Source organism: Agromyces selenitireducens (genome assembly GCF_052748465.2).
Genome location: NZ_CM188259.1, coordinates 1562309 through 1574874 on the forward strand (window position 1 = coordinate 1562309; position 12566 = coordinate 1574874).

Genomic DNA, 12566 nt, shown 5'->3' on the forward strand with positions numbered 1-12566 from the left:
GCCGTCCGCAGCGGTCAGACGACCCGGCAGTGCGTCGTGAGCGAGCCGATGCCCTCGATCGTGACCGTCACGGTCGAGCCGTCGTGGAGGAAGACCTGCGGGTTGCGGCTGTAGCCCGCGCCACCCGGGCTGCCGGTCGAGATCAGCGTGCCCGGCGGCAGGGTCGCCGTCTTCGAGAGGTACGAGATGATCTCGGCGACGCTGCGCACCATCTCGTTCGTCGAGCTGTCCTGCAGGATGTGCCCGTCGAGGTTGGTCGTGAGCCAGAGGTCCTGCGGGTCGGCGATCTCGTCGGCGGTGACGACGACGGGACCGGTCGGGGTGAAGCCGTCGAACGACTTGCAGCGCGACCACTGGGCCTCACTGAACTGGATGTCGCGAGCCGTGATGTCGTTCACGACCGTGTAGCCCCACACATGGTCGAGCGCGTCGAGCGGCGAGACGTCCTTCGCGGCCGTGCCGATGATGACGCCGAGTTCGGCCTCGTAGTCGACCTGGGTCGCGACGTCGCCGGCCCATTCGGTGGTCTGCCCGTGCCCGGTGAGGGAGTTCGGCCAGAGCGAGAAGATCGTCATCGCCGACTCCGACCGCAGCTTCAGCTCGGAGGCGTGCGCGGCGTAGTTCGCGCCGATCGCGAGCACCTGGGCCGGCCGGAGCACCGCGGAGGAGTGCCGGAGCTCGTGCACGGGGGTGGTCGGGGCGCCGGCGTCGACCGCGGCGTCGACCGCCGCATGCACCGCGTCGAGGGCCCCGGGGCCGCGCTCGATGAGGTCCTGCAGGTCGCGCGGCGGGTCGGGGAGGATCGCGTCGAGGAAGATCGCGTCGTCTCCGAGAACCGTCGCGAGTCGGGGGGTGGGCTGGCCTTCGACTCGGAGGTGCGCGAACTTCACCACCCCAGACTATCCACCGGTCCAGCGCGTCGGCTGTGCGAGACGTACAACGACCGGGGTCGGATGCTCCGTCACGTCGACAAAGGTCAGGCGGATGCCGCGGCGCGCCACAGGTGCATGGACGCGTAGCTGCGCCACGGCGCCCAGGCCGCGCCGTGCGCGGCGAGGGCCCGCGCCTCGGCGGGAAGCCCGAGGCGGGCGGCGCCGTTGCGCAGCGCGAGGTCGGACACGAGCAGCTCGTCGGGCTCGCGGGTCACCCGCATCGCCAGGTAGCCGGCGGTCCACGGTCCGATGCCGGGCACGGCCAGGAGGTCGGCGCGGAGCTCGTGCCGCTCGCGCTCCGGCGCGACGACGAGCTCGCCGGAGGCGAGCCGGCCGCACACGTCGACGATCGTGCGGATCCGGGCAGCCGGGCCGCGCAGCACCGACGCGCCCTCGGCGGCGATCGCCGCCGGAGTCGGGAACAGCAGCCGCGACCCGTCGAAGTCGACCGGCTCGCCGAGCGCCTCGGCGAGGCGGGTGAGCGCGGTGCGGGCGGATGCCACGGAGACCTGTTGGCCCACGAGCGCCCGGACGACGAGCTCGTGCGGGTCGAGCGCCCCGGGCATGCGGATGCCGGGCGTCGCCGCGATCGACGGCGCGAGCGCGGGGTCGGCGGAGAGGGCCTCGTCGATCGCGACGGCGTCGGCGTCGAGGTCGAACAGGCGCCGCACCCGGGCGACGAGCGGGGCGAGGTCCGCGAGCGCGGTGAGGCGCGCCTCGACGTCGAGGCCGGCCGCGCCGGTCGCGCCGGTCGCAGCGCGGAGCCGGACGAGCGCCGGACCGGCGGGCAGCGCGAGCGTCCGCTCGAAGCGATCGCGGCCGGCGACCTCGACGCCATCGACCGCGCGTGCCGCGAGCCATGCGAACACGCCCGCGGCGTCGAGCGGCGCCCGGGCGGGCAGGTGCAGGCGCACCACGCCGGGCTCCGCCGCGGCGGCCGGCGCCGCGGCATCCGTCGACGCGGATCGCGGGCCGGAGCGGCGCGCGGCCGACGCCCGGAGCTCGAGCGGGCTGCGCTCGTACACCGCCCGGATCGTGTCGTTGAACTGGCGGATGCTGCCGAAGCCCGACGCGAACGCGACGTCGGCGACGGGCAACGAGGTCGAGACGAGCAGCGTGCGAGCGGTCTGCGCGCGGTGGGCGCGGGCGAGTGCGAGGGGCCCGGCGCCGAGTTCGGCGGAGAGCACGCGCGTGAGATGGCGAGGGGTGTACCCGAGTCGCGCGGCGAGGCCCGGCACGCCCTCGCGCTCGACGACGCCGTCGGCGATCAGCCGCATGGCGCGCGCGGCGAGGTCGTCGCCGAGGTCCCACTCGGGCGAGCCCGGGACCGCGTCGGGCAGGCAGCGCTTGCACGCGCGGAGGCCCGCCTCGTGGGCGGCGGCCGCGGTGCGGTAGAAGGTGACGTTCACGGGCTTGGGCGGCGCGGCGGGGCAGCTGGGCCTGCAGTAGATGCCCGTCGAGTGCACGCCGGTGATGAACTGCCCGTCGAAGCGCGCGTCGCGCGCCAGCATCGCGCGGTAGCGCTCGGCGAACGCGGGATCGCCCAGCGGCTCGGCGTCGCGCGGCCGGACGGGTGCGGCGGTCGGGGTCATCACCCTCCAAGGCTCGCACGCCCCACCGACCCCCGGTAGCGGAAATCGGACATCACTGCGATCGGTACGCTGGCGGGATGCACGACGACGTCCTCACCCGCCTCACCGCCGCGCTCGGCGACGCCGTCGTCGCCGGGGGACCCCTCCTCGACGCCGTCCGGGAGGACCGCTCGGGCTGGGTGAGCGAGCATCCGGCGCTCGCGGTCGTGCACGCCGCATCCGTCGACGATGTGCAGCAGGTGATGCGCCTCGCGTCCGAGACCGGTTCACCCGTCGTCCCGCGCGGCGCCGGCACCGGCCTGGCCGGCGGCGGCATCGCGAGCCTCGGCGCGATCGTGCTCGACCTCACGCGGATGAACCGCATCCTCGAGCTCGACGACGTCGACGAGCTCGCCGTCGTCGAGGCCGGCGTGCTGAACGGCGACCTCGACCGCGCGGCGCGCGAGCGCGGCCTCTGGTACGCACCCGACCCCGCGAGCCGTGCCATCTCGTCGATCGGCGGCAACATCGCCACCAACGCGGGCGGCCTCCTCTGCGCGAAGTACGGCGTGACCCGCGAGAGCGTGCTCGGCCTCGCGGTCGTGCTCGCCGACGGCTCCCTGCTTCGCACGGGGCACCGCACCGTCAAGGGCGTGACGGGCTACGACCTCACGGCGCTCATGACCGGCTCCGAGGGCACGCTCGGCGTCATCGTCGAGGCGACCGTGCGCCTCAGGCCGATCGTGACGGGCGAGACCCACACGGTCGCCGCGGCCTTCCCCGACGTCGAGGCGGCGGGCGTCGCCGCGGCGGGCGTCGCGGCGGCACGCATCCGTCCCGCCCTGCTCGAGCTCATCGACGCCGTCGGGCTCGCTCGGGTCGCCGAGCACCTCGGGCCGGACGCGCTCGCGGGCACGCCCGTCGCCGGCCTCGAGCCGGGCGAGACCTTCCTGCTCGCGCAGACCGACGCGGGCGACGCGGCCGCCGAGGCCGACGTGATCGCGCGCGTGTTCGCCGAGGCGGGAGGTCGCGTCACGCGGTCGACGGATGCCGCGACCGGCGAGCGCCTCCTCGACATCCGCCGGGCCATGCACCCCGCCCTCGCCTCGCGCGGGCGCGTGCTCATCGAGGACGTCGCGGTGCCGCGCTCCCGGCTGCCGCAGATGTTCCGCGAGATCGCCGAGATCGGCGAGCGGTACGGCGTCGAGATCCCCACCCTGGCACACGCGGGCGACGGCAACCTGCACCCCAACTTCGTCTTCGAGGGAGAGGACGTGCCCGACCACGTGTGGGCGGCGGCCGACGACATGTTCCGCGCGGCCGTGCGGCTCGGCGGCACGCTGACGGGGGAGCACGGCGTGGGCCTGCTCAAGCGGCGCTGGCTCGCCGACGAGCTCGGCGACGCGTCGGTCGACCTGCAGCGGCGCATCAAGGCGGTGTTCGACCCGGCCGGCATCCTGAACCCCGGCGTGATGTTCGTCCCCGAGCCCGGCGCCGCTCGGTAGGCTGCACCGCGTGAGCCTCACGCCGACGCCAGCGCCCGGTCCGCAACCGCACCTGCACGTCTGGCCGCCCGAGGCGCCGCGCCGCCGCGGCGCCGCGGTGGGGATCGTGGTCCTCAGCGCGTTCGCGGTGCTCGCCGGGCTGCTGGTGCTGGCCTACCTCGCGATCTCGTTCGGCATCTCGGTGCTCGTGGTGGGCACGCTCGTCGCGCTCGTGCCGCTCGCGATCGTGCTGCTCGCCGTGCGGTGGGTCGACCGGTGGGAGCCCGAGCCGCGCTGGGCGCTGTGGTTCGCGTTCCTCTGGGGCGCAGCCGTCTCGGTCGCCATCGCCCTCATCGTCGACCTGGGGGTGCAGCTGTTCGTGGCGATGTCGAACCCTGCGGGCGCCACCGCCGACGCGAGCATGCAGGCGGTCGTGCAGGCGCCGATCGTCGAGGAGCTGGCCAAGGGCGTCGGGGTCCTGCTGATCTACGCGTTCTCGAAGTCGCACTTCGACGGGCCCGTCGACGGGCTCGTCTACGCGGCGACGGTCGCCGCGGGCTTCGCCTTCACCGAGAACGTCCTCTACTTCGGCGCGGCGCTCATCGAGGGCGGCGCCGGCGAACTCGGCGCGACCTTCGTCGTGCGCGGCATCTTCTCGCCGTTCGCGCACGTGCTGTTCACGGCCTGCATCGGCATCGCGATCGGGTTCGGCGCGCGACGCGGCGGCGCGGGCGTCGTCGGCTGGTTCCTCGCCGGGCTCGTGGCGGCGATCCTCCTGCACGCGTTCTGGAACGGCTCGCTCGCGTTCGCCGACGCGTTCGCGCTCTACTTCACCGTCCAGGTGCCGATCTTCATCGGCGCCGTCGTGGTGACGCTGCTGCTGCGCCGCGAGGAGCAGCGGGTCACGCGGCGGCGCCTCGCCGAGTACGCCGCGGCCGGCTGGTTCAGTCCCGACGAGGTCGAGGGCCTCTCGTCCTGGTCGGGTCGCCGCGCGGCGCTCGGCTGGGCGCGCGCCCAGCGCCCGCCGCGCACCGCGCAGGTGCAGCGGTTCATCGCGGATGCCACGCGGCTGGCGTTCACGCGGCAGGCGCTCGTGACCGGCCGCGCCGACGTGCGCCGACTCGAGGACGAGCGCGTGCTGCTCGATGCGGTCACGCGCCACCGCAACGCGATCTCGGCCTGACCGACCGCGGCTCGGAGACCCGGCCGGAACGGAAAGAACTCGTCGCCCTGTGGATGTGGCAATGCCGACATCTCGACGGGGCGACGAGTCCTTTGAGGGCTTCAGCCTGCAAGATGTTCGCCGTTGGCGCAAGACCCCCCCGGACGGACGTCCCGGATTGAACCGGCCCGCGGCATCCGTTTGGATGGGGGGATGACTGATACGAACAGCAAGCCCGAGGTCGACGCTCCCCAGGGCCCGGCGCCCGAAGACCTGGTCATCGAGGACGTCGTCGTGGGCGACGGCCCCGAGGCGACGCCCGGCTCGACGGTCGACGTGCACTACCTCGGGGTCGAATACGACTCGGGCGAGGAGTTCGACTCCTCGTGGAGCCGCGGCCAGTCCATCAACTTCCCGCTGCAGGCGCTCATCGCCGGCTGGCAGGAGGGCATCCCCGGCATGAAGGTCGGCGGTCGCCGCAAGCTCATCGTGCCGCCGCAGAAGGCCTACGGCCCCGCGGGCGGCGGCCACCAGCTCTCGGGCAAGACCCTGATCTTCGTGATCGACCTGCTCGGCGTCAGCTGAGCGGACTCGAACGCTTCCCGGCCGGCGGACCCTCGGGTCCGCCGGCCTTCGTCGTGTTCCCCGAACTTCTTTCATGCAAGTGCATCCGATCGGGGTGCGACGTCCGAAGTAGGTGGTGAAGGCAAAACTTGCCGCTCCGCCACGGCGGGGCCGATCTGGAGGGAATCATGAAGAAGATCCTCATCGCCGGTATCGGAGCCGGGGCGCTCGTCGCCTTGGGCGCCGTCGCACCGGCCAACGCCGCCGAAGACAACGCGATGCTGTCGGTGCTCCACGGCGTCCCCGGCCTGACGGTCGACGTCTACGTCAACGACGAGCTCACGCTCGACGACTTCGAGCCCGGCGACCTCGCCGGCCCGCTCGAGCTGCCAGCCGGCACGTACACGGTGGCCATCACCGCAGCGGATGCCGCGGACGCCTCCGAGCCCGCGATCGGGCCCGTCGACCTCCCGCTCGAGGCCGGCGGCAACTACACCGCTGTCGCGCACCTCGACGCCGAGGGCAACCCGACTGCGAACCTCTTCACGAACGACGTCTCGGACATCGCCGCCGGCGAGGGTCGCCTCACGGTGCGCCACGTCGCCGCGGCTCCCGCCGTCGACGTGCTCGCGGGCGGCTCGGCCGTGATCTCGGGTCTCGAGAACCCCAACGAGGAGACGCTGAACCTCCCGGCCGGCACGGTCGAGGCATCGGTCGCCGCCGCCGGCACCACCGACCCGGTCATCGGGCCGGCCCCGGTCGACGTGACCGAGGGCACGCTGACCATCGTCTACGCATGGGGCAGCCTCGAGGACGAGAACCTCGACCTCGCGGTGCAGACCATCACCGGCATGCACTCCTCGCCTGACGGCGTGCCGGCAGGTTCCGCGGGCCTCGTGGCCACGAACTCGCCCGAGCAGCAGGTCGGCATCTGGGCCGCTGCCGGCCTCGCGGTCCTGGCGGCCGTCGCGCTCGCCGCGGGCTTCGCCCGCAAGGCGATCACCGCGAAGGCGGAGCGCTGATCCGCATGAGGGGAAAGGAGGCCGCGGCCGGGGTGATCGGGTCCCTGGTCGCGGCCTCCGCCGTGCTCGGCCTCCTGGCCGGGTGCGTCGCGGCGCCGTCGGGAGACGGTGCCGCGACGAGCACGGTCCCGGAGACGACGCCCGCGACGCAGCCCGCCGACGGCGACGCACGGCCCGCGGCGGCGGCGCCGCCCGCGTCCGTGCCGGACGTGCCGCGGCAGTCCGCGTCGCTCGAGGAGCAGCGCCGGGCACAGCCCCCAGCACCGACCCGCATCGAGGTGCCCGCGCTGGGCATCGACATGGCGATCCGGCCCGTGGGGCTCGACGGCGACGGCAACATGGGCCTGTTCGACGATCCCGCGATCGCGGCCTGGTACCGCTGGGGTCCGGCGCCCGCGAGCGAGTCGGGCTCGACGGTCATCGCCGCGCACGTGGACTCGCTGGAGTACCGCGTGCTGCCGTTCGCCAAGCTGCGCGACGCGCAGCCCGGCACGCTCGTGATCGTGACGGATGCCGCGGGCACCCGGCACTCGTACGGCATCGACGCGACGCAGGTCGTCGAGAAGGCCGCCGTCGACTGGGAGGCCGCCTTCGACCGCTCGGGCTCGCCGAGGCTCACCCTCGTCACCTGCGGGGGCGAGTTCGACTACGAGAACCGCACGTACCTCAGCAACCTGGTGCTGACCGCCACGCCCCGCTGACCCGCTGGGCGCTTCGATCGACGAGCGAGGGAGGATGGATATGCTGATGTCGACGCCGCATGCGACCCTCGCGGCGCCGCCGCGAGTCGCGGCCGACGCGACGCGGCTCCTCCCGACCCGGAGAAGGGGTGAACGCCGCACCGTGAGCGCGACCGCCTTCGACACCCTCGACGATCGCACGCTCGCGACGGAGTTCGCCGCCGGCGAGGAGCGGGCGCTCCGAGAGGCGTACGCGCGCTGGTCGCCGCTCGTGTTCCGGCTCGCCCTCCGCTCTCTCGGCGACCGGTCGGACGCCGAGGACGTGACGCAGCAGGTCTACATCTCGGCGTGGCGGGGCCGACACACGTTCGACGCGGGCAGGTCGACGCTGAGCGCCTGGATCGTCGGCATCGCCAAGCACCGCATCGCCGACGCCCACGCGGCGCGCTCGCGGGCCCGGCGCCTCGAGGACACGCTCGTCGCCGAGGCGGCGACCGCGCCCGAATCCGTCGACGACGACCTCGCGGAGCGGGTCATGGTCGCCGAGGAGCTCGAACGCCTCGAGCCCGTGCCGCGACGGGTCATGCAGCTCGCGTTCTACGACGAGCTCAGCCACTCGCAGATCGCCGAGACCCTCGGCCTGCCGATCGGAACCGTGAAGAGCCATGTCCGACGCAGCCTCGCCCGGCTGCGCACGCGATGGGAGGTGGATGATGGACCACATCGAGTCTGAAGAACTCGCCGTGCTCGCGCTCGACGGGCGCGAGCCCGACGCAGCCGTCCGAGCCCACCTCGACGCCTGCCCGGACTGCCTCGCCGAGTACGACTCGCTCGTCCGCACCGTCGCGCTCGGTCGCGGCGCGCCCGATGACGACCTCGAGGCGCCGCCGTCGTCGGTGTGGGAGTCGATCCACGCCGAACTCGGCCTTGCGCCCGAGCTCGCCGCCGATCCGACCGCCGGCCGGACGCCGGTGGCCGTGGCCGCCGCGCCGGCCATGCGCGGCGAGCACGTCGCGCCCCGGCGGCGTGCCCGCACGCCGTCGCTCGCCTCCGGAGGCCCGGAGGGTCCGCGGCGTCGCATCGCGTGGCTGCCGATCACCGTCGCCGCGGCGATCGGCGGCATCCTCGCGGGCCTCGGCCTCGGCTGGCTCCTCGGCGCCGCGGGCGGGGGGACCGTCGGGCAGGACCCGGCGGTCGTGCTCGCCAGCGCGGAGCTCGACTCCTTCCCCGGCTGGGACGACGCCGTCGGCAGCGCCACGGTCGAGGAGGGTCCCGACGGGCTCCGCACGGTCGTCGTCGACCTCGACGCGACCGTCCCCACGGGCGAAGTGCGCGAGGTGTGGCTCATCCGCTCCGACGCGTCCGGCCTGGTGAGCCTCGGCCTCCTCGACGGCGACAGCGGTCGCTTCGTCGTGCCGGCCGGCATCGACCTCGACGAGTTCACCCTCGTCGACGTCTCGGCCGAGCCGGTCGACGGCGATCCGGCGCATTCGGGCGACTCGATCGTCCGAGGCGAGCTCCGCTCGACCTGAGTCGGCGGGGTCGGCCGGCCCGGCGGCCGCGGATCAGGCGTCGCGCGTCGGGCGCTGCCCGCGCTGCGGCTCCGCCGCGTCGCGCACGCGCTCGACGAGGTCGCGCCACGGGCCCGTGACCTGCCGTTCGGCGAGCGTGGCCTCGTGCGGCTCGCAGCGGATCCGATACTCGTAGCGGTCCGGTTCCGGCGGCGCGGGCGGCGTGTCGTCCCACGGGATGCGCTCGAGGAGCAGCTCCCACTCCTCGGCGTCCGGCTGGTCCTCGACGTGGACCGTCCACGTGAGGCGCAGGCCGGCGATGCCACCGCTGCGCACGACCTCCACGTCCATGGGGCGATCGTACTCCGGCCCCGGACAGCCATGGCGGGGAGCCGCTCGTCGCTGCGCGCTCCGGCTTCCGATGAGTGGAAGTGTGATCGGCCGGCGTCATCCGTCGAAGTGGGAGAATGGGGTGATGGGCCGGATCACGGCGCGCAGGCGCGTCACCCGATACTCGTTCGGCGAGCGCATCTCCCGGCGCGAGGACGAGCTCACCGTCGAGGAGCCGCTCGAGGTCCGCGTCGGCGGTCGTGCGCTCACCGTCACGATGCGCACGCCGGGTCATGACGTGGAGCTCGCGCTCGGGCTGCTCGTGTCCGAGGGGGTCGTGCACCGGCGCGACGACGTCATCGCCGCGCGGCACTGCGCCGGCGAGCCGGGAACCGAGGGCGAGTTCAACGTCCTCGACGTCGCGCTCGCACGCGGCGTCGCCCTGCCCGACAGCGCCCGGCACGCCCTCACGATGACGAGCGCGTGCGGGCTCTGCGGCAAGGACAGCATCGAGGCGGTGCGCGTCCGATCCGTCCACGACGTGCGCGCCGACGACCTCGCGGTCGATCCGGCGTGGCTCGCAGGCCTGCCCGACCGGATGCGAGCCGAGCAGCGCGCGTTCGAGCGCACCGGCGGACTGCACGCCGCCGCACTCGTCGACGTCGAACGCGACGAGTTCCTCGTCGTGCGCGAGGACGTCGGCCGCCACAACGCCGTCGACAAGGTCGTCGGCTGGGCCGTCCGCGAGGACCGCCTGCCGTTGCGCGGCACGGTGCTCGTGCTCTCCGGACGCGGCGGATTCGAGCTCGTCCAGAAGGCGTCGATGGCCGGGATCCCCGTCGTCGCGGCGGTATCCGCGCCCTCATCGCTCGCCGTCGACCTCGCCGACGAGGTGGGCCTGACCCTCGCCGGCTTCGTGCGCGGCGGGTCGATGGTCGTGTACGCCGGCGACGAGCGGCTCCGCGCGGCATCCGCCGCGACATCCGCTCCGAACCCGACCCTGGAGGTGCCCGCATGAGCCGGTCCGTTCCCGAACACGCCGACTACCCCGACCTGCAGACCGGTTCCCCCAAGCACGAGGCCGCCGGCGCCGAGGCGGTCGCGCGGACGCTCGAGTCGACCATCCGCGAGCTCGGACCGGTGCGCGCCGCACGACTGCTGCTGAAGGTCAACCAGCGCGACGGGTTCGACTGCATGAGCTGCGCCTGGCCCGACCCGAGCCATCGCAGCGCGTTCGAGTTCTGCGAGAACGGCGCGAAGGCCATCACGTGGGAAGCCACCCCGCTCACCGTCCCGCGCGAGTTCTGGGCGGAGCATCCGCTCTCGTCGCTGCAGGACGCGACCGAGCACTGGCTCGGGCAGCAGGGTCGGCTCGTCGAGCCCGTGTACAAGCCCGCGGGCGCCGACCGGTACGAGCCCGTCTCGTGGGAGCGCGCGTTCGAGCTCATCGGCGAGCGGCTGAACGCCCTCGACTCGCCCGACGAGGCGGCGTTCTACACGAGCGGCCGCACGGCCAACGAGACCGCGTTCCTCTACCAGCTCTTCGTGCGGGCGTTCGGCACGAACAACCTCCCGGACTGCTCCAACATGTGCCACGAGTCGACCGGCACCGCCCTCGGCGAGGTCATCGGCGTCGGGAAGTCGACGATCGCCTACGACGACTTCGGCGAGGCCGACCTCGTCATCGTGATCGGCCAGAACCCGGGCACGAACCATCCGCGCATGCTCACGGCGCTCGAGGGCACCAAGCGCAACGGCGGTTCGATCGTCGCGGTGAACCCGCTGCCCGAGGCGGGGCTCATCCGGTACAAGAACCCGCAGAAGGTGCGGGGACTCGTCGGGCGCGGCACGCCGATCGCCGATCGCCTGTACCAGGTCCGCTCCGGCGGCGACCAGGCGCTGCTCCAGGCGGTCTCGAAGCGGGTGCTCGACGCCGAGGCCGCGGCGCCCGGCACCGTGCTCGACCACGCGTTCCTCGCCGAGCACACCGTCGGCCTCGAGGCGTTCGCCGAGCACCTCGCGGATCTCGACGAAGCCGAGGTGCTGCGCGCGACCGGCCTCACGTCCGAGGAGATCGACGACCTCGCCGCCCGTTACATCGCGGCGGAGCGTGTCATCATCACCTGGGCGATGGGACTCACGCAGCACCGCAAGGCCGTGGACACCATCAAGGAGATCGTGAACCTCCTCCTGCTGCGCGGCAACATCGGCCGGCCCGGCGCGGGCGCATCGCCGATCCGCGGGCACAGCAACGTCCAGGGCGACCGCACCATGGGCATCTGGGAGAAGATGCCCGACCGGTTCCTCGACTCGCTCGCCGAGGAGTTCGGTTTCGAGCCGCCCCGCGCGCACGGACTCGACGCGGTCGACACGCTCCGTGGCCTGCGGGACGGGCGGGTGAAGGTGTTCATCGCGCTCGGCGGCAACTTCGTCGGTGCGATCTCCGACACCGCCGCCGCCGAGGCGGCCATGCGCGGCGCCCGGCTGACGGTGCAGATCTCCACGAAGCTCAACCGCTCGCACGTCATCACGGGCGAGGAGGCGCTGATCCTCCCGACGCTCGGCCGCACCGAGGTCGACCTGCAGGAGACCGGCCCGCAGTTCGTCTCCGTCGAGGACAGCGTGTGCGCCGTCCATGCCTCGCACGGCAGCATCCCGCCCATCGGCGACGACGTGCGGAGCGAGATCGCGATCGTCGCCGGGATGGCGCGCGCGACGATCGGCGACCGGCACGGCATCGACTGGGACGGGATGGTGCGCGACTACGACGTGATCCGCGACCACATCGCCCGCGTCATTCCCGGGTTCGAGCGCTTCAACCACGACGTGCGGCGCTCGGGCGGCTTCGTGCTGCCGAACGGCCCGCGCGACTCCCGCACGTGGGTCACCGCGACCGGGAAGGCGCAGATCTCCGTCACCGAGCTGGAGCCGATCGAGGTGCCGCCCGGTCGGCTCATCCTGCAGACGCTGCGCTCGCACGACCAGTTCAACACGACCGTGTACAGCCTGAACGACCGCTATCGCGGCGTCCGGAAGGGACGCGACGTGGTGTTCGTGAACCCGGACGACCTCGCCGAGCGTGGGCTGGCCGACGGCGACCGCGTCGACGTGGTGAGCGAATGGCCGGGGGAGGCCGATCGCGTGCTGCCCGGTCAGCGCGTCGTCGCGTATCCCACGGCCCGCGGTTGCGCGGCGGCGTACTATCCCGAGGCGAACGTGCTCGTGCCGCTCGACAGTACCGCGCTCGGCAGCAACACGCCCGTGTCGAAGGGCATCGTCGTCCGGCTGGAGCCGACGGCGGGATGAGCCC

Annotated in this window: 12 protein-coding genes; 9 read left to right on the plus strand and 3 right to left on the minus strand. The window is 73.5% G+C overall.

Features of this window, described 5'->3' with window-relative positions; all coding sequences use genetic code 11:
• Positions 1-14 precede the first annotated feature (14 nt).
• Both ACULK4_RS07245 and ACULK4_RS07250 read right to left on the minus strand, forming a co-directional pair.
• Positions 15-890 (minus strand): fumarylacetoacetate hydrolase family protein, encoded by an 876-nt coding sequence (locus ACULK4_RS07245; protein ID WP_445965455.1) that lies wholly within the window; start codon positions 888-890, stop codon positions 15-17.
• A gap of 86 nt (positions 891-976) precedes the next feature.
• Entirely contained in the window at positions 977-2524 is a 1548-nt protein-coding gene (locus ACULK4_RS07250) for an AlkA N-terminal domain-containing protein (RefSeq protein ID WP_445965582.1), read from the minus strand.
• Positions 2525-2601: 77 nt separating this feature from the next.
• On the opposite strand from ACULK4_RS07250, the gene ACULK4_RS07255 reads away from it, so the two are divergent.
• The 7 genes from ACULK4_RS07255 to ACULK4_RS07285 all read left to right on the plus strand — a co-directional run bounded on the left by ACULK4_RS07255 (position 2602) and on the right by ACULK4_RS07285 (position 8947).
• The gene (locus ACULK4_RS07255; RefSeq protein ID WP_445965456.1) at positions 2602-4008 is read left to right on the plus strand and encodes an FAD-binding oxidoreductase; all 1407 of its coding nucleotides are present in this window, start codon (positions 2602-2604) and stop codon (positions 4006-4008) included.
• Between the two features lie 10 nt (positions 4009-4018).
• Complete coding sequence (locus ACULK4_RS07260; protein ID WP_445965457.1) at positions 4019-5170, plus strand: PrsW family intramembrane metalloprotease; 1152 nt, start codon at positions 4019-4021, stop codon at positions 5168-5170.
• 192 nt (positions 5171-5362) lie between these two features.
• Positions 5363-5734, plus strand: coding sequence for an FKBP-type peptidyl-prolyl cis-trans isomerase (locus ACULK4_RS07265; RefSeq protein ID WP_445965458.1), 372 nt, complete (start codon positions 5363-5365; stop codon positions 5732-5734).
• Positions 5735-5901: 167 nt separating this feature from the next.
• Positions 5902-6735, plus strand: a complete 834-nt coding sequence (locus ACULK4_RS07270) for a DUF4397 domain-containing protein (protein WP_445965459.1) — start codon at positions 5902-5904, stop codon at positions 6733-6735.
• A 5-nt stretch (positions 6736-6740) separates the two neighbouring features.
• Complete coding sequence (locus ACULK4_RS07275) at positions 6741-7436, plus strand: class F sortase (RefSeq protein ID WP_445965460.1); 696 nt, start codon at positions 6741-6743, stop codon at positions 7434-7436.
• A gap of 46 nt (positions 7437-7482) precedes the next feature.
• Positions 7483-8148, plus strand: a complete 666-nt coding sequence (locus ACULK4_RS07280; protein WP_445965461.1) for an RNA polymerase sigma factor — start codon at positions 7483-7485, stop codon at positions 8146-8148.
• Positions 8129-8947 (plus strand): anti-sigma factor, encoded by an 819-nt coding sequence (locus ACULK4_RS07285; RefSeq protein ID WP_445965462.1) that lies wholly within the window; start codon positions 8129-8131, stop codon positions 8945-8947. Before ACULK4_RS07280 ends, ACULK4_RS07285 begins: the two co-directional genes overlap by 20 nt.
• A 33-nt stretch (positions 8948-8980) precedes the next feature.
• Here ACULK4_RS07285 and ACULK4_RS07290 read toward each other — a convergent pair whose 3' ends face one another.
• Entirely contained in the window at positions 8981-9277 is a 297-nt protein-coding gene (locus tag ACULK4_RS07290) for a protealysin inhibitor emfourin (RefSeq protein WP_445965463.1), read from the minus strand.
• A 124-nt stretch (positions 9278-9401) separates the two neighbouring features.
• Between ACULK4_RS07290 and fdhD the strand changes: the two genes are divergently transcribed.
• Positions 9402-10274 carry a formate dehydrogenase accessory sulfurtransferase FdhD gene (gene fdhD, locus ACULK4_RS07295; RefSeq protein ID WP_445965464.1) on the plus strand — a complete coding sequence of 291 codons (873 nt, stop codon included), beginning with the start codon at positions 9402-9404 and terminating at the stop codon, positions 10272-10274.
• Positions 10271-12562 (plus strand): FdhF/YdeP family oxidoreductase, encoded by a 2292-nt coding sequence (locus ACULK4_RS07300; RefSeq protein ID WP_445965465.1) that lies wholly within the window; start codon positions 10271-10273, stop codon positions 12560-12562. Before fdhD ends, ACULK4_RS07300 begins: the two co-directional genes overlap by 4 nt.
• Positions 12563-12566 lie beyond the last annotated feature (4 nt).